At 72.1% G+C, this 20,091-nt stretch carries 20 protein-coding genes; 13 read left to right on the forward strand and 7 right to left on the reverse strand.

Translation table 11 applies throughout. The annotated features are described in order from the left end of the window. Complete coding sequence (locus tag JF597_RS07670) at window positions 1-1,080, reverse strand: amidohydrolase family protein (RefSeq protein ID WP_293990915.1); 1,080 nt, start codon at window positions 1,078-1,080, stop codon at window positions 1-3. A 184-nt stretch (window positions 1,081-1,264) separates the two neighbouring features. Here JF597_RS07670 and JF597_RS07675 point away from each other — a divergent pair, with 184 nt between their 5' ends. From JF597_RS07675 to JF597_RS07710, 8 genes are all read left to right on the forward strand, one after another. After that, window positions 1,265-2,587: a phenylacetate--CoA ligase family protein gene (locus JF597_RS07675; protein WP_293990917.1), complete on the forward strand. Its 1,323-nt coding sequence runs from the start codon at window positions 1,265-1,267 to the stop codon at window positions 2,585-2,587. Continuing rightward, complete coding sequence (locus JF597_RS07680; RefSeq protein ID WP_293990919.1) at window positions 2,587-3,318, forward strand: hypothetical protein; 732 nt, start codon at window positions 2,587-2,589, stop codon at window positions 3,316-3,318. Before JF597_RS07675 ends, JF597_RS07680 begins: the two co-directional genes overlap by 1 nt. A 2-nt stretch (window positions 3,319-3,320) precedes the next feature. After that, window positions 3,321-4,232 carry an SDR family oxidoreductase gene (locus JF597_RS07685; protein ID WP_293990921.1) on the forward strand — a complete coding sequence of 304 codons (912 nt, stop codon included), beginning with the start codon at window positions 3,321-3,323 and terminating at the stop codon, window positions 4,230-4,232. Between the two features lies 1 nt (window position 4,233). Next, window positions 4,234-4,677 carry an OB-fold domain-containing protein gene (locus tag JF597_RS07690; RefSeq protein ID WP_293990923.1) on the forward strand — a complete coding sequence of 148 codons (444 nt, stop codon included), beginning with the start codon at window positions 4,234-4,236 and terminating at the stop codon, window positions 4,675-4,677. Then, the gene (locus JF597_RS07695) at window positions 4,674-5,822 is read left to right on the forward strand and encodes a thiolase family protein (protein ID WP_293990925.1); all 1,149 of its coding nucleotides are present in this window, start codon (window positions 4,674-4,676) and stop codon (window positions 5,820-5,822) included. Before JF597_RS07690 ends, JF597_RS07695 begins: the two co-directional genes overlap by 4 nt. Before the next feature lie 16 nt (window positions 5,823-5,838). Next, window positions 5,839-7,062: an acyl-CoA dehydrogenase family protein gene (locus JF597_RS07700; protein ID WP_293990927.1), complete on the forward strand. Its 1,224-nt coding sequence runs from the start codon at window positions 5,839-5,841 to the stop codon at window positions 7,060-7,062. Beyond that, window positions 7,059-8,174: an acyl-CoA dehydrogenase family protein gene (locus JF597_RS07705; protein ID WP_293990929.1), complete on the forward strand. Its 1,116-nt coding sequence runs from the start codon at window positions 7,059-7,061 to the stop codon at window positions 8,172-8,174. The genes JF597_RS07700 and JF597_RS07705 overlap by 4 nt, the downstream gene beginning before the upstream one ends. A gap of 103 nt (window positions 8,175-8,277) precedes the next feature. Next, window positions 8,278-8,712 carry a glutaredoxin domain-containing protein gene (locus tag JF597_RS07710; protein ID WP_293990931.1) on the forward strand — a complete coding sequence of 145 codons (435 nt, stop codon included), beginning with the start codon at window positions 8,278-8,280 and terminating at the stop codon, window positions 8,710-8,712. Between the two features lie 22 nt (window positions 8,713-8,734). Here JF597_RS07710 and JF597_RS07715 read toward each other — a convergent pair whose 3' ends face one another. Genes JF597_RS07715 through JF597_RS07740 form a run of 6 tightly spaced genes read right to left on the reverse strand, consistent with a single transcriptional unit; the run spans window position 8,735 to window position 14,090 of the window. Beyond that, window positions 8,735-9,892 (reverse strand): acyl-CoA dehydrogenase family protein, encoded by a 1,158-nt coding sequence (locus JF597_RS07715; protein ID WP_293990933.1) that lies wholly within the window; start codon window positions 9,890-9,892, stop codon window positions 8,735-8,737. A gap of 14 nt (window positions 9,893-9,906) precedes the next feature. Further along, window positions 9,907-10,431, reverse strand: coding sequence for a DoxX family protein (locus tag JF597_RS07720; protein ID WP_293990935.1), 525 nt, complete (start codon window positions 10,429-10,431; stop codon window positions 9,907-9,909). Beyond that, the gene (locus JF597_RS07725; RefSeq protein WP_293990937.1) at window positions 10,428-11,339 is read right to left on the reverse strand and encodes an SDR family NAD(P)-dependent oxidoreductase; all 912 of its coding nucleotides are present in this window, start codon (window positions 11,337-11,339) and stop codon (window positions 10,428-10,430) included. The genes JF597_RS07720 and JF597_RS07725 overlap by 4 nt, the downstream gene beginning before the upstream one ends. Before the next feature lie 28 nt (window positions 11,340-11,367). Next, window positions 11,368-12,522, reverse strand: coding sequence for a CoA transferase (locus JF597_RS07730; protein ID WP_293990939.1), 1,155 nt, complete (start codon window positions 12,520-12,522; stop codon window positions 11,368-11,370). 31 nt (window positions 12,523-12,553) lie between these two features. Continuing rightward, window positions 12,554-13,324, reverse strand: coding sequence for an enoyl-CoA hydratase/isomerase family protein (locus JF597_RS07735; protein ID WP_293990941.1), 771 nt, complete (start codon window positions 13,322-13,324; stop codon window positions 12,554-12,556). A gap of 10 nt (window positions 13,325-13,334) precedes the next feature. Beyond that, on the reverse strand, window positions 13,335-14,090 hold the full coding sequence (locus tag JF597_RS07740) for a glucose 1-dehydrogenase (RefSeq protein WP_293990943.1): 756 nt from the start codon (window positions 14,088-14,090) through the stop codon (window positions 13,335-13,337). Between the two features lie 101 nt (window positions 14,091-14,191). Between JF597_RS07740 and JF597_RS07745 the strand changes: the two genes are divergently transcribed. The 5 genes from JF597_RS07745 (at window position 14,192) to JF597_RS07765 (ending at window position 20,089) form a co-directional block, all read left to right on the forward strand. Next, window positions 14,192-15,334 carry an acyl-CoA dehydrogenase family protein gene (locus tag JF597_RS07745; protein WP_293990945.1) on the forward strand — a complete coding sequence of 381 codons (1,143 nt, stop codon included), beginning with the start codon at window positions 14,192-14,194 and terminating at the stop codon, window positions 15,332-15,334. 109 nt (window positions 15,335-15,443) lie between these two features. Next, window positions 15,444-16,934, forward strand: coding sequence for an aldehyde dehydrogenase family protein (locus JF597_RS07750; protein WP_293990947.1), 1,491 nt, complete (start codon window positions 15,444-15,446; stop codon window positions 16,932-16,934). Between the two features lie 25 nt (window positions 16,935-16,959). Further along, a complete protein-coding gene (locus JF597_RS07755) occupies window positions 16,960-18,534 on the forward strand; it encodes an AMP-binding protein (protein ID WP_293990949.1) in 1,575 nt (524 codons plus the stop codon). Continuing rightward, window positions 18,531-19,691, forward strand: coding sequence for a thiolase family protein (locus JF597_RS07760; protein ID WP_293990951.1), 1,161 nt, complete (start codon window positions 18,531-18,533; stop codon window positions 19,689-19,691). Before JF597_RS07755 ends, JF597_RS07760 begins: the two co-directional genes overlap by 4 nt. Further along, window positions 19,688-20,089 carry an OB-fold domain-containing protein gene (locus tag JF597_RS07765; RefSeq protein ID WP_293990953.1) on the forward strand — a complete coding sequence of 134 codons (402 nt, stop codon included), beginning with the start codon at window positions 19,688-19,690 and terminating at the stop codon, window positions 20,087-20,089. Before JF597_RS07760 ends, JF597_RS07765 begins: the two co-directional genes overlap by 4 nt. Window positions 20,090-20,091 lie beyond the last annotated feature (2 nt).

Raw genomic sequence — 20,091 nt, forward strand, 5'->3', positions numbered from 1 at the left:
TCAGACGGCGGCCTCCTGCGGGGTCTGCTCGGACAGGTCGAACAACTCGTTGAAGGTGCCGCGCGTGACGCGTTCGCGGACGTCGACCGGCACGCCGTCGAACAGGTCGTGCAGCGTGGCCTGGGTGTGGCCGTAGGTGCCCTCCAGGTGGGGGTAGTCGTCGCCCCACATCACGTTGCGGTAGCCCGTCGACTCGACGATCTCCACCGAGCTCCTGTCGTGCTGGAAGGACGCGTACACCTGCTGCCGGATGATCTCGCTGGGCAGCCGGCTGAGCTTGGGGCGGACGAACATGCCGTGCTGCCGGTAGGCCTCGTCCATCCGGTCGCCGATGGCGGGCACCCAGCCCGCGCCGCCCTCCGCGATCAGGATCTTCAGGTCCGGGTGGCGGTCGAGGGCACCGCCCGCGACCATGTGGGACACCACCCGCATGCCCGGGTAGGTCGTCTCCATGTAGTTGACGACCGCGCCGCCGGGCCCGCGGAAGACGACGTTCTGGGCGCCGGTGCCGATGTGGAACCCGAGCACCATGCCCGCCCGCTCGGCCGCGGTCCACAGCGGTTCCCAGCGGTCGAGGGCGTACTCCTCGCCCTGCCGTGTCGAGCACGGCAGGAAGACCGCCTTGAAGCCGAGCTCGGCCGCCCGCTCCAGCTCGGCGACCGCGTCGTCGATGTCGGCCGTGGAGACGCAGGCGGTGGTGATCACGCGCTTGTTCTTGCTGAGGATCTCCTCGTGCGCCCAGTCGTTCCAGGCCCGAACGGTCTCCCGGGCGAGCTCCCGGTCCGTGATCGACACCAGCCAGAACCCCATGGAGGGGAAGGCCAGCTGGGACCACACGCCCTCCTGGTCGAGGTCCTTGAGCCGGACCTTCAGGTCCCAGGCGCCCGGCGGGCGCATGGCGTCCATGAAGTCGCCGAGCTGGCGGTCGATGCGCTCGCCGTCGATGTAGAGCATCTCGTACTTCTCCCCACGCTCGCTGCGCGGGGCCCGTGCGCCCAGCCGTGCCGGCAGCCGCTCGGTCCACACGTCGGCGGGTTCCATCACATGGGAGTCCCCCGAGTTGACCCAGATCTTCGACATGACGCTCCTTGCGGGTCAATGGATGTAATCAGTTAGCGATTTTAGTTGTATGGCGACGGAAAGGGAAGGCCGGGCGGCCGGAACATCGGCTCGGGGCTTCGGCCCGACCCCTCAATCCGTAGAATTGGTTGACTGATTGCGCTGATAGCTGGAAGATCTGGGCACTGAGCCGCAAGGAGGCGCCATGGCCGGTGACCGGGACACCGCTGACAGGTACTTCGAGCCCCAGGTGGAGACCATGCCCCGCGAGGAACTGCGGGCACGGCAGGAGGAACGGGTCCTGGAGCTCGTCGAGTACGCCTACGCCAACTCGGCCTTCTACCGCGAACTCTGGGACGAGCACCGGGTACATCCCCGTCAGATCCGGTCCCTGGCGGACTTCCGCGCACGCGTGCCGTTCATCACCAAGGACATGGTGCGCGCCTACCGGGCCCGCACCGGTGACCCGTTCGGCGGCCTGCTCTGTGTGCCGACCGAGGAGCTGACCTCCGTGTCGTCGAGCTCCGGCACCACCGGTGACCCGGAGTTCTTCGCCGAGATCTGGCAGGACGCCCCGCCCCTGGTCACCGCACAGGTGCGCGACCTGTGGGAACTGGGCCTGCGGCCCGGCGACCGGGTGCTCAGCCCGCCCGGCACCTTCCGCAACCTCATGGACCGCGGTTACCAGGCGCTGGGCGCCGTCGTGATCGAGGTCGACACCTGGATCGGGAAGATGGACCAGGTCGTCGAGGCGCTGCGCACCTACCGGCCGGCCTACCTGCAGATGATGTATCCGCAGATGGTGGAGCTGGAGCACCTGGCGGAGCGGACGGACCTGAAGGAGGCGTTCTCCTCGCTCAAGGGCGCCTCGTGCGCCGGTCAGCCACTCAGCCGGAAGATGCGCGAGCGGATCCGTGACGACTGGGGCATCGACGTCTACGAGTACACCAGCGCCGCCGACACCGGCACCGCCTGGGAGTGCCGCGAGCACGACGGCTTCCACCTCTGGGAGGACACCGTCTTCGCCGAGTGCGTGGAGGCCGGGGAGGACGGCTGGCATGACGTCCCCGAGGGCGAGCTGGGCGAACTGGTCGCCACCGACCTGGACAACCGGGCCGCACCGCTGATCCGCTACCGCAGCGAGGACCTCGTCCGGCTGTCCGGCGACACCTGCGGCTGCGGCCGTACCCACGCCCGCATGTGGGTGGCCGGCCGGCGTGGCGACGAGACGCTGGTGCGGGGGCGCTCCGTGGTGCTGCGGGACGTCTGGCAGGCCGTGGAGGACCAGCCGGAGACGGTGGCCGGGGTGTTCCAGATCGTCCGGGACCGCCGCGAGGTCGACGAACTGCGGCTGCGCGTCGGCTACGACCCCACGCTCACCGGCGACGTCGAAGCCCTGGCCGGCCGGCTGGGCAAGGCCGTGCGCGAACGCACCGGGGTCGAGCCGGTGCTCGACATGCGCACCGAGGAGGACCTGTTGAGGACCATGACCAGCGTCGCCAAGTTCCCCCGGGTGGTAAAGAGCTGATGGCCCGCGCCGACACCCTGGCCCGGGCCGGGGAACTCGACCGTCCCGAACTCGCCTATCTGGTGCCCTTCCGCACCGCCGACGGCATCCGCGAGACCGAACTCACCTGGGCCGAACTCGCCCGGGACACCGACTGGGTCACCGCACGGCTGCGGGAGCACGGCCTCACCGCAGGGCAGCGGGCCCTGCTGACCGCCTCCGGCTTCGAGGGCTTCTGGGGACAAGCGGTCATCCGGGCCCTGCAGGACCTGAGGGTGACGTACGGCATCGCCGAGGCCATGGGCTGGGACCACCGCCGCACCTCCGTCTTCCACCGCGAGCTGCGGCCGCACGCGGTGATCGGCCTGTCCGCCGAGACCCTGGAGGGACTGTCCGCAGCCGCCGACATCGGCCAGATGTTCCGGCCGACGCAGATCGTCCTGGCCCGGCCCGCCGCCGTGCCGATGCTGCGTGCGCTGGGCGTGCCCGCCTGCCTGTTCTCGGCCGTCGGACCGGCCCTCGCGCTGGAGTGCCCCGAGCGGAGCGGCGCGCATGTCAACGGCGCCGAATGGCGCCTCGGCGAGCGCGACGGGGAGCTGTTCGTGGCCGCGGGGGAACAGCGCACATCGCCCCTGCCCGAAACCCCGCTCGGCATCGCGGGCAGGGTCGTCTCCGGCCGGTGCGGCTGCGGCAGCGAGGACCCGCGGGTGCTGCTCGCGGAGACCGCCCAACCACTGTCATCGAGGAGCTGAGGATGTCCGAAGGAGTGGTGGACGGCCGGGTCGTGGTCGTCACCGGAGCAGGCAACGGCATCGGCCGGGCTCATGCCCTGGGCTTCGCCGCGCACGGAGCGAAGGTCGTGGTCAACGACCTCGGGGGCGCGCGCGACGGCGGGGGCGCCTCGGCCGGACCCGCCCAGTCGGTGGTGGACGAGATCGTCGCGGCCGGCGGCGAGGCCGTCGCCGGCACCGACGACATCTCCACCTGGGACGGCGCCGGCCGGCTCGTCCGTCAGGCCGTGGAGACCTACGGCGGCCTGGACGTACTGGTCAACAACGCCGGCATCCTGCGCGACCGGATGATCGTGTCGATGACCGAACGGGACTGGGACAGCGTGCTCGCCGTCCACCTCAAGGGCAGCTTCGCCACCCTGCACCACGCAGCCGCCTACTGGCGCGAGCGCGCCAAGGCCGGTCGCGCCAACGACGCCCGGGTGATCAACACGACCTCCCCGTCCGGCATCTTCGGCAACCCGGGGCAGTCCAACTACGGCTCGGCCAAGGCCGGCATCGCGAGCCTCACGATCATCGCCGCCGCCGAACTCGCCCGCTACGGCGTGACGGTGAACGCCATCGCCCCCACGGCCCTCACCCGGCTGACCGAGGACATCGAGATGATGCGGCAGGCCGCGCAGCACCAGGACCTCACCCCGGAGGCCATCTCGCCGCTGGTGGTGTGGCTGGGTTCGGCGGCCTCGCGCGAGGTCACCGGCCGGGTCTTCGGTGTCGTCGGCAACCGGATCACCGTACTGGAGGGGTGGGTCAACGGCCCCGGCGCGAGCGCCGAGACCCGCTGGACACCCGAGGAGCTGTCCTTGGTCGTCCCGAACCTGGTCGCCAAGGCCGCCCCCAACGCCGACGCGCTCGGCAACCGGAACGGGGCCTGAGATGACGACGACGCAACGCCCCGTGGCCGAGGGCCTGTTCACCTGGCCGGCCGGCCCCGACGACCCGCCCCGGCTCATCGGCTCCGAGTGCGCGGACTGCGGCCTGGTGAGCTTCCCGGCCGCCCCGGACTGTGTGCGGTGCGCGAGCACGGAGTCGAAGCGCCGCCTGCTCGCCGACCGCGGCACGCTGTGGACGTACACCACCCAGGACTTCCGCCCGCCGTCCCCGCCGTACGACGGGCCCGAGGCCTTCGAGCCCTACGCGGTGGGCTACATCGAACTCCCCGGGGAGCTGCTGGTCGAGGCACGCCTGACCGAACCCGACCCCGGCAAGCTGCGCATCGGGCAGCCGATGCGGCTCACGCTCGTGCCCTACACGGTGCAGGACGACGGCACCGAGGTGCTCACGTTCGCGTTCACCCCGGCCGAGGAGGCGACACCGTGACCGCAGCCGTCATCATCGGAGTCGGGCTCCATCCCTTCGGCCGCTTCCCCGGCAAGCCGGCGCTCGACATGGGCGCGGACGCGGTACGGCTCGCGCTCGCCGACGCGGGCGTGAACTGGCCGCAGATCCAGGGTGGTTACATCGGCTCCTACGAGGTGGCCAACCCGGACGCCATCGTGGGACGCCTCGGCCTGACCGGAATCCCGCTGCGCGGGGTGTTCAACGGCTGCGCCACGGCCGGTACGGCCCTCGCCCTGGCCGCCCGCGCCATCGAGACCGGCGAACACGACCTGACCGTCGCGATCGGCCTGGACAAGCACCCGCGCGGCGCCTTCGCGGCCGATCCGTCCGTGGCCGGCATCCCCTCCTGGTACGGGCAGACCGGGCTCTTCCTCACCACGCACTTCTTCGGCATGAAGATCAACCGCTACCTGCACGAGCACGGCATCTCCCACGCGACGCTGGCCCGCGTGGCCTCGAAGAACTTCCGCAACGCGGCCGCGAACGAGAAGGCCTGGCGCCGGACTCCCCTCACCCCGGAGGACATCCTCGCCTCGCCGGTCCTCAACTACCCCCTCCGCCAGTTCATGTACTGCGGTCCCAACGAGGGCGCCGCGGCACTCGTGCTGTGCCGCGCCGACCAGGCCCACAGGTACACCGGGAAGCCGGTACGGGTCCGGTCCACCGCCCTGCGCAGCCGCCGGCTCGGCGCCTTCGAGGTACAGAGCCCGTCGTTCCCGGTCGGTGAGCCGGTCGACAGCCCGACCGTGGACGCCTCCCGGGCGGCCTACGAACTGGCGGGCATCGGCCCGGAGGACGTCGGCGTCGCCCAACTCCAGGACACCGACGCCGGGTCCGAGATCATCCACATGGCCGAGAACGGGCTGTGCAAGGACGGCGAACAGGAACGGCTCGTCGCCGAGGGCGCCACCGAGATCGGCGGCCGTATCCCCGTCAACACCGACGGCGGACTCCTCGGCAACGGGGAACCGATCGGCGCGTCCGGACTGCGCCAGATCCACGAGATCGTCCTCCAGTTGCGCGGCGCCGCCGGGACCCGGCAGATCCCCGGCACCCCGCGCGTCGGCTACACCCACCTGTACGGCGCGCCGGGCGCGTCGGCGGTGACGATCCTGTCGACCTGACAGCGGAGCGAACGCGATGACATCCGACGACCTGCAGGACTTCGCCGCCGAGGCGCGCTGCTTCCTCGACGGGCACGCCGCGAAGGCCCCCGACCGCGCCACCGTCGCCTGGGGCCAGGGCGACGACTCGATGGCCTACTTCAGCAGCCTGCCGCCCGAGGAGGAGGCGGAACAGGTACGGCGGGCCCGCGCCTGGCAGCGCGTCCGCCACGAGAACGGCTTCGGCTGGATCACCGGCCCGCCCGAGTACGGCGGCCGGGGCCTGACCCCCGTCCACGAACTGGCCTACGCCGCCGTCGAGTCCGAGTACGACGTCCCGGACACCGGCGTGCTCGGCGTGGTCGGACTCGGCATGATCGGACCGACGATCCTCGCCCACGCCCAACCCCGCATCAAGGAACGCTGGTTGCCCGCGATGTACCGCGGGGACGCCATCGCCTGCCAGCTGTTCAGCGAGCCCGGTGCCGGATCCGACCTGGCGAGCGTGGCGACCCGGGCCGTCCGCGAGGGCGAGGAGTGGGTGCTCAACGGGCAGAAGGTGTGGACCTCCGTCGCCCACCACAGCCAGATCGGCCTCGCGCTGACCCGGACCAACCCCGACGCGCCCAAGCACCGCGGCATCACGGCCTTCCTCGTCCCCATGGACGCCCCCGGCGTCGAGGTCCGCCCGCTACGGCAGATGACCGGCGGCGCCGACTTCAACGAGGTCTTCCTCACCGACGTCCGCATCCCCGACGACCACCGCCTCGGCGAGGTCGACGGCGGCTGGACGGTCGCCCTGACCACCCTGATGAACGAGCGCGACACCGTCGGCGGCGAGGGCGCCGGACCGGTGGCCGCCGCCCTCTCCCCGGACCACCTCTCGGCACTCATGCGCGCCACCTGGACCTGGGACGACCGAGCGCTGCGCGCACGCCTCGCCGAGATCCTCGTGGACGCGATGGCCACCGGATATCTCAACGCCCGCGCGCAGCGCACCCTGCGGGCGGGGATCGCACCCGGCCCCGAGAGATCCGTCGCCAAGCTGATGTACGGCCAGAACCTCACCCGCGCCGCCCACTTCGTGTCCGAGTGCCTCGGCCCCCGCATCATCGCCGACACCGGCCGCTGGGGCACCTACTCCTGGTCCGAACTCCTGCTGGCCACCCCGGCCTTGCGTATCCTCGGCGGCACCGAGGAGATCATGAAGAACATCCTCGCGGAACGTGTCCTCGGCCTGCCGAAGGAGGCACGCGCATGATCGCCGACGAGAGCGAGCTCAAGGAACTCCGGGCATCAGTGAGGGAGTTCCTGGAGGCCAAAGCACCGGAAGAGGCCGTGCGCAAGCTCATGGAGAGCGAACCGCACTTCGACCCCGAGGTGTGGGCGCAGGCGGCCGACCAGCTACGGCTGCCGGGCCTGGCCATTCCCGAGGAGTACGGCGGCGACGGCTTCGGCCTCGTCGAACTGGGCGTGGTCCTGGAGGAGATGGGCCGTGCTCTGTTCTGCGCGCCCTTCTTCGCCACCGTCCTGCTGGCCGCTCAGGCGCTGCTGGCCTCCGGCGACAAGGACGCCTGCGCGCGCCACCTGCCGGACATCGCCGCCGGACGCACCACGGCCACCCTCGCCGTCGCCGAGGACGACGGTTCCTGGGACCCCGCGCTGATCACCGTGCGCGCGGTGCCGGACGGCGACGGCGGCTGGCGGCTGACCGGCCGCAAGTGCTTCGTCATCGACGGCACGACGGCGGACCTGGTCCTGGTCGTCGCCCGCACCGTCGCCGGTCCGTCCCTGTTCGCGGTCGACCGGTCGGCTGCGGGACTGTCGGCCGAGCCGCTCGACACCCTGGACGCCACGCGGGCCATGGCCCGGCTGGCGTTCGACGCCACGCCCGCGACCCTGGTCGGCACGGACGGGGCGGGCGGACGCGTCATGGCCCGGGTCCTGGACGTGGCGTCGGTCGGGCTGGCGGCCGAGCAGGCGGGCGGGGCGCGCCGGTGCCTGGAGATGAGCGCGGAGTACGCCCGTACCCGGCACCAGTTCGGCCGGCCGATCGGCTCCTTCCAGGCGGTCAAGCACAAGTGCGCGGACATGCTCGTCCAGGTCGAACTCGCCGAGGCCGCATCACGGGAGGCCGCGCTGCTGGCCGCCGAGGGCTCCGCCGACTTCCCCGTGGCCTCGGCGGTCGCCCACGCGAGCTGCTCGAAGGCGTACATGGTCGCCGCCATGGAGAACATCCAGGTCCACGGCGGCATCGGCTTCACCTGGGAGCATCCGGCACATCTGTACTTCCGCCGGGCGAAGTCCTCCCAACTGCTCTTCGGCGGACCGGCGATCTACCACGAACGCCTCCTGGACCGGCTCGGCATCTGACGACCGGCCCGTCGGGAGGGCCCCGGGGCTTCGGACGTCCCCGGGGCCCTTCTGGACGACCCGGTCCGTGGCACTCTCCGGGCCTCGCATAGCCTTCGTCCTCATGACGCGCGTCTGGCTCCCGCCGATCCTGTTCCTGCTCTGCGGCACAGGGCTCGCGGTCGGGCTGCTCATGGAGAAGGACCCCGGTACCGCCGTGGCGCTCCTGCTGCTGTTCGTGCTGCTCGCAGGGGTGAACTCACCCCTCGTCTTCCCCAGGTCGATCGACGCGGAAGAGGCGCGCCGCCGCAGCGCGGTCGACGGCCGCCCGGTCGTGTTCTGGCGGCCGGGCTGTGCGTACTGCCTCCGGCTGCGCCTGCGGCTGGGCCGCAGGGCCCGCCGGGCGCACTGGGTCGACATCTGGCGCGACCCCGAGGGCGCGGCGGTGCGGGCGGCCAATGACGGGAACGAGACCGTGCCGACCGTCGTCGTGGCCGGCCGGTCCCACGTCAATCCCGATCCGGCGTGGGTGCGCGAACAGCTCTCCCGTTCCGCGTGACCACGAGGCCACGCGGGCGGGTTCAGCCGCGTGCCGCCTCGCCCAGCAGCGCCTTCGCGATGATGACCTGCTGGATCTGGCTGGTGCCCTCGTAGATGCGGAACAGGCGCGCGTCGCGGTAGAAGCGTTCGACGGCGACACCGCGCATGTAGCCCGCGCCGCCGTGGATCTGCACCGCCCGGTCGGCGACCCGCCAGACCATCTCGCCCGCGAAGTACTTCGCGCAGGACGGGCCGATCTTGGTGTCGGTCCCGGCGTCGAAGGCGGTCGCCGCCTCCAGGACCGTGGCCCGGCCGGCGTAGTAGTCGGTCTGCGAGTCGGCGATGAGACCCTGGACGAGCTGGAAGGCGCCGATGAGCTGTCCGGACTGTCTGCGGGTGCTCGCGTAAGCGACCGACTCGTCGACCAGCCGCTCGGCCATGCCGACCATCAGCGCGGAGATGTGGACGCGGCCGTGCGCGATGCAGCCCATGGCCGTGGAGAAGCCCCGGTTGAGCCCGGCCTCACCGCCGACCAGCGCGGAGGCCGGGACGCGTACGTCGTCGAAGTACACGTCCGCGGTCCAGGCACCGAACTGGCCCATCTTGTGGTCCCGGGGGGCCACCGTCAGGCCCGGGGTGCCGGCCGGGACGAGGAAGGTGGAGATGCCCCGGGTGCGCGGGGCGTCGGGGTCGGTGCGGGCGAAGACCATGAAGACGTCGGCGAGCGGGGCGTTGGTGATGTACCGCTTGGCGCCGTCGATCACCCACTCGTCCCCGTCGAGGCGGGCGCGGGTGGTCAGCGTCGACGGGTCGGACCCGGCTTCGGGTTCGGTGAGCGCGAACGACGCCAGGACGTCGCCGGAGGCGATCCGCGGCAGCCACTCGGCCTTCTGCTCCGCCGTGCCGCCGACCATCAGGACGTGTCCGGCGATGCCGTTGTTCGTGCCGAACATGGAGCGCAACGACGGCGTGGTGTAGCCCAGTTCGAACATCAGCCGGGCCTCTTCGTGCATCGACAGACCCAGCCCGCCGTACTCCTCGGGCAGCGCGAAGCCGAACAGTCCCATCTTCTTCGCCGCCTCGCGGATGTCCGCAGGCATCTCGTCCTTCTCGTCGATCTCCGCCTCGAGCGGCACGACGCGCTCCCGGACGAAACGCCGGACCTCGGACAGCACCGCGCTGAAGTCAGCCGCGTCCATGTCGACTCCCTTACCTAGTGATCCGTCTGTGTCTCGTCCGCTGTCGGCCGCGGCCGGTAGCAGGCCGCCAGCAGCGCCGCCGCGCTCGCCGTGCCGAGTCCCGCAGCCAGCAACGCCTGCCCCACGCCCGCGCGTTGGCGGCGCAGCAGCCCGTCGAGGGAGTACCTGCCGTTGCCCAGTCCTGCGAGGGCGACGGCCGCACCGCCCACGACGCCGGTGTACTCCCAGCCGCCCTTGAAGACGAAGAAGCCCTTGCCCCGGTGGTCGGTGCGCGCCGCCACGGTCATCAGACCGACGGCGGCCGCTGCGGGGAGGGGACCGGCCACGCCCAGGGCGATGCCGACGCCGGCCGCCAGCTCCGTCCCGGCCGCCGTCCGGGCGTGCACCGCGGCCGGTCGCAGGCCGAGCGCCTCGAACCAGCCCGTGGTGCCCTTGAGCCCGCCCGGTCCGGCGATCTTGTTCCAGCCGTGGGCGACGAGCACCGGGCCGAGCGTGGCCCGCAGCACGAGGGCGGCGGCGTCGTGCCCCTCGGTCCTCACTGGCCCGCTCCGGTGGCCCGGCCCGCGGGCGCGACACCGTACAGCTGCGGGACCGCCTCGACGAGCTCGTCGTAGGTGAGGGCCTTGCCCGACCCGCTGGGGTGGACGGCGGCGACGGTCCAGCCCTGGAGCCGGTTCAGCCGGTTGCCCTCGATCCGCAGGACCTGCCCGGTCAGCCAGGCCGCGCTGTCGGAGGCGAGGTAGACGACGACGCCGGAGGCGTTGGCGGGGTCGCGTGGATCGAACCCGCCGGCGGGCAGCAGGGACGCGCCGACGTCCAGTCCGTCCGTCATCCGGGTGGCCGCGATCGGCGAGATGGCGTTGGCTGTGACGCCGTAGCGGCGCATCTCCAGGGCGGTGAGGACGGTGAGCCCGGCTATCCCGGCCTTCGCGGCGCCGTAGTTGGACTGCCCCTGGTTGCCGAACAGGCCCGTCCCGGACGTCGTGTTGATGACCCGCCCGGCGACCCGCTCACCCCGCTTGGACGCCTCGCGCCAGTACGCGCAGGCGTGCCGGGTGAGAGCGAAGGTGCCCTTCAGATGGACCGCGATCACGGCGTCGAACTCGGCCTCGGTCATCGAAAAGAGCATGCGGTCGCGCACGATTCCGGCGTTGTTGACGACGACGTCCAGCCGCCCGAACTCGGCGACCGTGTCCGCCACCATTACCTCCGTGGCCGCCCAGTCGGTGACCGAGGCGTGGTTGGCGACCGCCCGGCCGCCCAGCTTGGTGATCTCCGCGACCACCTCGTCGGCGGGCGAGTCACCGGTCCGTTCGCCGTGCACGCCCGAGCCGAGGTCGTTCACCACCACGGTCGCGCCGGCCTCGGCGAGCGCCAGACAGTGCGCCCGGCCCAGGCCCCTGCCGCCGCCGGTCACGATGGCGACCTTGTCGTCGAGAATGCCCACGTCCTGCCTCCTGAGCGGTCGAATCGGGTCAGTCGAGTTCACGGAGCACGTCGTCGGTGTGCTCCCCGAGGGTGGGCGCGCCGGAGCGCGGCTTGTCGTCCACGCCCCAGAAGCTCACCGGGGTCGCCACCGTCCTGAGCGGTGGCGCGTCGCCCATGCCGGGCTGTTCGACGAACGCCCCGACGGCCTCCGCCTGCGGGTCCGCGGAGACCTCCGCCAGGGTCTGCACCGGCGCCCACCACACGCCTTCGGCGTCGAACCGGGCCGCCCACTCGGCCAGCGGCAGTTTCGCGAACTCCTCGTCGAACACGGCGATCAGCTCGCGGACGTGGCCCCGGCGGGCCCTGCCGGTCGCGAACCGCTCGTCCGTCTCCAGATCCGGGCGGCCGAGCGCCTTGACGACGCCGGGCCAGTGCCGGTTGCCCTCCAGGCCGACCAGCCAGAACCACCGGTCGTCGGCGGCCCGGTAGCAGTTGTAGAGCGGGGACTCGTGCTCGGTACGGGGGCGGGTGCGGCCTCGTCTGCCGAAGAAGTTCTGCAGGGCGAGGTCGTTGCCGTTGGCGTACGTCCCGGAGCGCAGCAGCGAGACGTCCACCACGCCGCCCTCGCCGGTGCGCGCCCGGCGCAGCAGCGCGGCCAGCACGCCCGCCACCAGGTTGGCGGCGGCCGTGCGGTCGCCGAGACCGGGCCGGATGCCGGGCGGCGGCTCACCGGCCGGGTTGAGCATGGCGGCGATGCCGGGCCGGGCCCAGAAGGCGGAGACGTCGTACCCGGCCCGGTCGCGTTCGGCCCCCGCCCAGCCGTAGCCGGTCAGCGTTCCGACCACCAGCCGGGGGTGGCGGGCGCGCAGCTCGTCCGGGGCCAGGCCCAGCCGCTCCAGAGCGCCCGGGCGGAGGTTGGTGACGAAGACGTCGGCGCGTGCGAGCAGCCGTTCCAGCACGTCCTTGCCGTCCGGCGCGCGCAGGTCGAGGACGATTCCGCGCTTGCCGCGGTTGTCGGTCTCGAACGGGGGCGCGCTGTCGATGTCCTGGCCGACGTGCCTGAGCGTGTACCGGTTGGGGTCGCCGGTCGGCGCCTCCACCTTCACGACGTCGGCGCCCCAGTCCGCGAGCATGGTGGCCGCGGCCGGGGCGGCCACCCACATGCCCAGCTCCACGACGGAAATGCCTTCCAGGGGCCGCACGGCCCACCTCCAGATCTGTCGGGTCGGTCGGCTACGCGCCGCGGAACTCGCCGGGGCGCCGTTCCCGGAAGGCCCTCAGCCCCTCGGCCCGGTCCTCGGTGGAGAACAGCACGGTGACGGTCTCCCGCTCGTAGGCGATCGCCGTCTCCAGGTCCAGGCCGGGCCCGTGGCGGATCAGCCGCTTGCCCGCGGCGAGCGCGAGGGGCGCCCCCGCCGTGAGCGCGCCGGCCAGTTTCTCGGCGGCGGCGAGTGCGCCGCCGGGCTCGGCCAGTTCGTTGACCAGCCCCAGCTGCCAGGCGCGCTCCGCGTCGATCGGTTCGCCCGTGAGGATCATCTGCCTGGCGATCGCGGGCGGCACCAGGCGCGGCAGCCGCTGGGTACCGCCCGCGCCGGGCAGGACGCCCAGTTTCATCTCGGGCAGGCCGAGCCGGGCGCCGCGCTCCGCCACCCGCAGGTCGCAGGCGAGCGCCAGTTCCAGTCCGCCGCCGAACGCGAACCCGTGCACGGCCGCGACCGACGGCTTCGGGAACTCCTCGAGGAGTGCGTACGCCTCGGTCAGCCGCCCCACGAAGGCCCGGAACTGCCCGGGGGAGGTGAACGACTCGATCTCGCCCAGGTCGGCACCTGCCGAGAAGGCACGGCCCGCTCCGGCCACGACCAGCGCGCGTACGCCGTCGTTGTCGCGAACGTCGTCGAGCGCCCGTGTGAGCAGGTCCACGGTCTCCGAGCCGACGGCATTGAGCCGTTTGGGCCGGTCGAGGGTCAACACGGCGATCCGGTCCCGGAGTTCGACACGCAGCACGGTGCTCGCCTCAGACCATCGTCAGGCCGCCGCTGACCGAGAGCGTCTGCCCGGTCAGGTAGGCGGCGTCGTCGGACACGAGGAAAGCCACCGCACCGGCGATCTCGGCGGGCTGCGCGACCCGACGCAGCGGGATGGCCCGGACCGTCGCGTAGTACATCTTCTGGCTGTACTCGGCGACCTGGCCGAGCAGCGCGGTGTCGGTCGGACCGGGACAGACGCTGTTCACGGTGATGCCGTGCCGGGCGACCTCGCGGGCGAGGGCCTTGCCGAAGGCGATGACGCCGCCCTTGGTCGCGGAGTACACGACCTCGCCGGACGAGCCGACGCGGCCGGCGTCCGAGGCGATGTGGACGATCCGGCCGAAGCCGCGCTCGATCATCGGGTCGAGCACCGCCCGGGTCATCGTGATCGTCCCGCGCAGGTTGACGGCGATGATCCGGTCCCAGGTCTCCTCGTCGGAGTCGACGAACCGGCCGATGACATCGACGGCCGCGTTGTTGACCAGCACCTCCACCGGGCCGAGCGCGGCGCTCACCCGTGCCACGGCAGCCCTCACGGCCCCGCTGTCGGAGATGTCCGCGCCGACTCCCGTGGCGCGGACCCCGTACCGCTCGGCGAGCTGTGCGGCGACCTTGTCGGCGGCCGACGGGTCGAGGTCGCAGACGGCGACCGCGGCTCCCCGCGCCGCGAGCCGGTCGGCGATCGCCTCGCCGATGCCGCGCCCCGCCCCGGTGACGAGCGCCACCTTGTCCCGTACGCTCACGCGCCCTCCCTCGCCCAGGTCCAGAAACAGCGCTATCGTATAACTACTTCAGCTAAATAAGCGAGATGTTGAGCACGTGGGACACAGGAGTGGGGTCGAGCATGCGCCGTACGATCTTCACCAAGGAACACGACCTGTTCCGGGACACCGCCCGCTCCTACTACCTGCGGGAATGCGCCCCGCACACCGAGGAGTGGGAGCGGGACGGACAGGTCGGCCGTGCCGCGTGGACCGCCGCGGGCAAGGCCGGGCTCATCGGCTGGCAGTTCCCGGAGGAGTACGGCGGGCAGGGGATCTGGGACTTCCGCTACAACGCGATCATGGCGGAGGAGATGGCGGCCACCGGCTCGGTCGGCATCGGGCTCGGCCTGCAGAACGATGTCATCCCGCCCTACCTCATGCACCTCACCTCGCCGGAGCAGAAGGCCCGTTGGCTCCCCGGGGTGATCGCCGGCGAGACGATCTGCGCGCTCGCCCTGTCGGAACCGGCCGCCGGGTCGGACCTCAAGGGCATCCGCACCACCGCCCGCCGGGACGGCGACGAGTGGGTGATCGACGGCTCCAAGACCTTCATCACCAACGGCGTCCTGGCCGACCTGGTCGTGGTCGCCTGCAAGACCGACCCGGACGCCGGGCACAAGGGCATCAGCCTGATCGTCGTCGAGCGCGGTGCCGAGGGGTTCGAGCGCGGACGCAAGCTCGACAAGGTGGGAATGAAGGCCCAGGACACCGCCGAGCTCTTCTTCCGTGAGGTCCGCGTCCCCGCCGAGAACCTCATCGGGCAGGAGGGGCGCGGCTTCTACCACATGATGGGAAACCTCCCGACCGAGCGGCTCGCCATCGCCGTCGCGGCGCTCGCCTCCGCCGAGCGGGCGTTCGGGTGCGCGGTGGAGTACGCCAAGGACCGCACCGCCTTCGGCCGGCCCATCGGCCAGTTCCAGGCGAACAGGTTCGCGCTCGCGGACATCAGGGCCCGGCTGGGGGTCGCCCGGGTCTACCTGGACGGCTGCATCATGGCCCTGGTCGAGGGCGAGCTGACGGCCGAGGAGGCCGCCGCGGCCAAGTACTGGGCCACGGAGACCGGCTGGGAGGTCATCGACCGCTGCATGCAGCTCTTCGGCGGCTACGGCTACGTCAACGAGTACGAGATCGCCCGCATCTGGCGGGACAGCCGGGTGCAGCGGGTCTTCGGCGGCACCTCGGAGATCATGCTGGAGATCATCGGGCGCTCGCTGGGGCTGTGAGGCGGCGCTCTCCACGGCGCCGGATGGTGCGGAGCATTGATTGGTTCGGCTAAATAGGTTATCTATTTAAACGGTACGGAAGTCAGGGCGGCGGGCTCCAGGAGGCACCGTGGTCACGGTCGACGTGAAGCTGCACCAGGAACGGGCCGAGCGGGACCTGCCGCGACCCCGGATCGTCATCGGCGGCAAGGACCTCCACGAGGCGAGCGGGGGCTGGTACGAGCACATCAACCCGGCCACCGGGCTCGTCCAGGCCCGCATCCCGCTCGCGGGGCGCGCCGAGGTGGACCGGGCCGTGGCCGCCGCCCGGCAGGCCTTCGACGTGTGGGGCACCATGCGGCCCGCCGGGCGGCGCCGCCTGCTCACCCGCTTCGCCCAGCTCATCCGTGACCACATCGAGGACTTCGCGGCCATCTGCCCGCTGGAGAACGGCGTCTGCATCGGCGGCTGGGCGGAGAACGTCGGACCGCACGTCGCCGAGTGGACCGAGTACTACGCCGGCTGGGCCGACAAGCTCGAGGGCATGGTCGGCGCCGCCTACAGCCCGCACGAGAACGTCGAGTACACCCTCGCCGAGCCCTACGGCGTCATCGGCCACATCATCACCTGGAACTCGCCGGCCCTGTCCCTGGCGATGAAGGTCCCGCCGTCGCTCGCCGCCGGGAACACCGTGGTGATCAAGCCGGCCGAGAGCACGCCGTACTCCGCCGTACTCTTCGCCGACCTGGCGCGCGAGGCGGGCATCCCCGACGGCGTGATCAACGTCGTCACCGGACCCGGTGACGCCGGAGCCGCCCTCGTGACCCACCCCGGCGTGGACAAGATCTCCTTCACCGGCGGGCCCGCCACCGCGCGCCGCATCATGGCGGCCGCCGCCCAGAGCCTCAAACCCGTCCTGTTCGAGCTGGGCGGCAAGTCCGCCAACCTGCTCTTCGCCGACACCGACCTGGACACCGTCGTGCCCTACTGCGCGGCCTTCGCGCTGAGCAACACCGGCCAGGGCTGCGCGCTACCCACCCGCCTGCTGGTCGAGCGCCCGGTCTACGACGAGGTCGTCGCGCGCGTCACCGCGGTCGTGGCCCACCTGCCCGTGGGCGACCCCCTCGACCCGACGACCTACATCGGCCCCCTGATCGACGCCACCGCCCGCGCCCGGGTCCAGGGGGTGATCGACAAGGCGGTCGAGGAGAGGGCGGGACGCCTCGTCCTCGGCGGCGAACGCATCGAGTCCGACGGCTACTTCGTCTCCCCGACCGTGTTCGCCGACGTCGACAACCGCAGCGACCTCGCCCAGCGGGAGATCTTCGGTCCGGTCCTCGCCGTCATGCCGTTCGACACGGAGGACGAGGCCGTCGCCCTCGCCAACGACACCGAGTACGGCCTGTCCGCCTACATCCAGTCCCGCGACATCGCCCGCGTCAACCGCCTGGTGCCCCGCCTGCGGGCCGGGACGGTCTACGCCAACCCCGGCCCGAACCCCATCACCTCACCGGCCACGCCCTTCGGCGGCGTCGGCGTCAGCGGGTTCGGACGGGAAGGCGGCAGGGCCGGGCTGGCGGAGTTCATCCACGTGAAGGGCGTCGGCGTTGCCCGCGTCTGACGAGATCCCACAGGAGCGACCGACCGTGAATCCCGCCCGCAGCCTGGCCTTCGGCGACCTCATCCGTGAGCACCGCAGGTCCTACCCCGACGGCGTCGCCCTCGTCGACGGCGACATCCGGCTGACCTGGCCGCAGCTCGACGAGCGCACCGACCGGCTCGCCCACGCCCTCACCGACGCCGGGGTCGGACCCGGCGACCGGATCCTGTGGCTGGGCCAGAACTCCTTCCGCATCTGGGAACTGCTCGGCGCCGCGGCCAAGACCGGCGCCATGGTCTGCCCGGGATACTGGCGCTGGGCCGCACCCGAGATGGCCTTCGCCGTCGAGGACTTCGATCCCAAGGTCGTGGTCTGGCAGGACGAGGAGATCGGCGACACCGTCCGCAAGGCACGGGCCGAACTCGGCGACGACCAACGGGCGTTGTGGCTCCAGCACGACACCGAGGGCCCCGGCTCGTACGAGGCGTTCCTCGCCGCCGGCTCGCCCGGGGCCCCGGCCGCCCAGGTCGACCCCGACTCCGCACTCCTGGTCATCTACACCGCGGCGATCTCCGGACGGCAGTCCGGCTCGATGCTCTCGCACCGCAACCTCCTCGCCATGGGCGCGAGCGCCGCGTGGATGGGGGACATCGGTACGGAGACCGCCTTCCTCGGCGCCGGACCGATGTTCCACATCGGCAACTACCAGTTCTGGGGCGTCCCCGCCTTCGTCCACGGCGGCAAGAACGTGATCGTGCGCCGCGTCGTCGCCGAGGAACTGCTCCCGCTCCTGGCCGCCGAACGGTGCACCCACGCCTACCTGATGCCGCCCACCGTCGCCCAGCTCGTCGCGCTGAACCGCGAGGCCGGCCACGACCTCTCCCACCTCAGGGCGAGCGTCGCCGCCCCGCTGTGGCAGGGCACCGTCCCCACGGACGCCAGCCGCTTCACCCGCAACGGGGGCGGAGAGGGCCGCGGATACGGCCAGACCGAGGTGACCGGCTTCGCCGTGACCGGCGCCTACGGCGGGAGCGGCCTCGGCAACGCGGGACGCCCCGGCCCCGGCACCGCCGTGCGCGTCCTCGACAGTGCCGGCGAGGAGTGCGCGAGCGGGGCGGCCGGTGAGATCTGCGTCCGCGGGGACCTCGTGCACCTCGGCTACTGGAACCGGCCCGAGATCAACGAGGAACGCTTCCGCTTCGGCTGGTGGCACACCACCGACCTCGGCCGCCGGGAGCCCGACGGCACGATCAGCTTCCTCGGCACGACCACCCGCATGCTGAAGTCGGCCGCCGAGAACATCTTCCCCGCCGAGGTGGAGAACTGCATCGAGTCCCACCCGGCGGTGAAGGAGGCCGCCGTGATCGGCGTGCCCAACGAGCGCTGGGCGCAGGACGTCAAGGCCGTCGTCGTCCTGCAGGCCGACGCCGGGCAGGTGACCGCGGCGGACATCGTCGAGCACTGCCGGGCACGGATCGCCTCGTACAAGAAGCCCAAGACGGTGGAGTTCCTCGACGCGCTGCCCCGCACGAAGGACTACGCGAAGGACTACGAGGCGCTCGACGAGCGCTTCGGCGGCGGCGGTTACCCGGGCGGCGACACGCTCGGCGCGGGACGATGAACCCCGAGGACCGCCGCCGGCCGGTCGTCGCCGGTGTGTACGCCACCGAACAGGCGCTGTCCCTCCCGGACCGGGACGCCATGGACCTCGCGCTCGAAGCGGTGAGCGGCGCGATCGCCGACGCCGGGCTGACCCCGGCGGACGTCGACGGCGCCCAGGTCGACTGGCCAGGACCGGGCGGCGTCCCCGGCGAGGGCAGTTCCTGGGCGCGCCTGCTCGGCCGTGACCTGCGCTGGACCAGCGACTCGATGCTCGACAACGCGGGCTCGCGGGGCCTGCTCAAAGCGGCGGCGGCGGTCCGGGCAGGGTTCGCCGACACCGTCGTGGTCGGCGGCTGCAAGCTGGTCTCGCGCGGTACGGGCCCCGTCGGCGCGGGCGTACCGCTGGAGTTCGCCGACGTGTGGGGCAGTTACGTCGTCGCCCAGTTCGCGCTGGTGGCCGCCCGGCACATGCACGAGTACGGAACCACCTCCCGCCAGCTCGCCGAGGTCGCCGCCATCATCCGGAACAACGGCACCACCAACCCGGAGGCGATGATGTACGGGCGCGGCCCGTACACCGCCGACGACGTGCTCGCCTCCCGCATGGTGGCCACGCCCTTCCATCTGCTGGACTGCTGCATCGTCGGCGAGGGCGGCGCGGCCCTCGTGGTGACCACCGCCGAGCGGGCCCGCGACCTGCCGCACCCGCCCGTCGCTGTCCTCGGCGGCGGCATGGAGTACCACCAGGCGGCGTACGCCAACCCGGCGCTGTACCGGGAGGTCGGCCCCCTCGGCCGGGAGGCCGCCGAACGCGCCTACGCGATGGCCGGCATCGGCCCCCACGACGTGGACGTGTTCTCCCTCTACGACCCCAACTCCTTCGAAGTCATCCGCCAGTTGGAGATCCTCGGCCTGTGCGGCGAGGGCGAGGGCGGTCCGCTGGCCGCGAGCGGCGCCATCGCCGTCGGCGGCAAGCACCCGGTCAACCCGGACGGCGGCTGCCTGTCCTACGCCTGGAACGGAACCCAGCAGATGACGCTCAAAGTCGTCGAGGCGGTACGGCAGTTGCGCGGCGCGGCCGTGCATCAGGTCGACGGCGCGGAGCTGGCGGTCGTCGGCAACGCCGGCTCGGGAGCGCAGCACTACGAGATGAGCGTGCTGGGGAGGCAGCGATGAGCAGGCCCGTCCCCGTCCCCACCGCGCTGTCCCGGCCGTTCTGGGACGCGGCCCGGCACGGCGAACTGGTCGTCCCGCACTGCCCGGCCTGCTCCTTGCGCTTCTTCGTCCCCGAGCCGGCCTGTCCCGGCTGCCTGTCACGGGACTGGCAGTACGCCCCGAGCGCCGGGCGGGGGACCGTCTACTCGGTGACCGTCGTGCACCGCGCGCCCGGCCCCGGCTTCGAGACCCCCTACGCACTGGCCGTCGTCGACCTCGACGACGGGGGCACCCTGCTGACACACGTCGACGCGGGCGACCCCGGCCGCGTCGTCATCGGTCTGCGCGTCCGCGTGGACTTCCGCGCCCTCACCGACGAGATCGCGCTGCCGTACTTCGTACCGGAGAACACCCACTGAGG

The sequence above is a fragment of the Streptomyces sp. genome, assembly GCF_019510245.1.
In the GTDB taxonomy this organism is placed as follows: domain Bacteria; phylum Actinomycetota; class Actinomycetes; order Streptomycetales; family Streptomycetaceae; genus Streptomyces.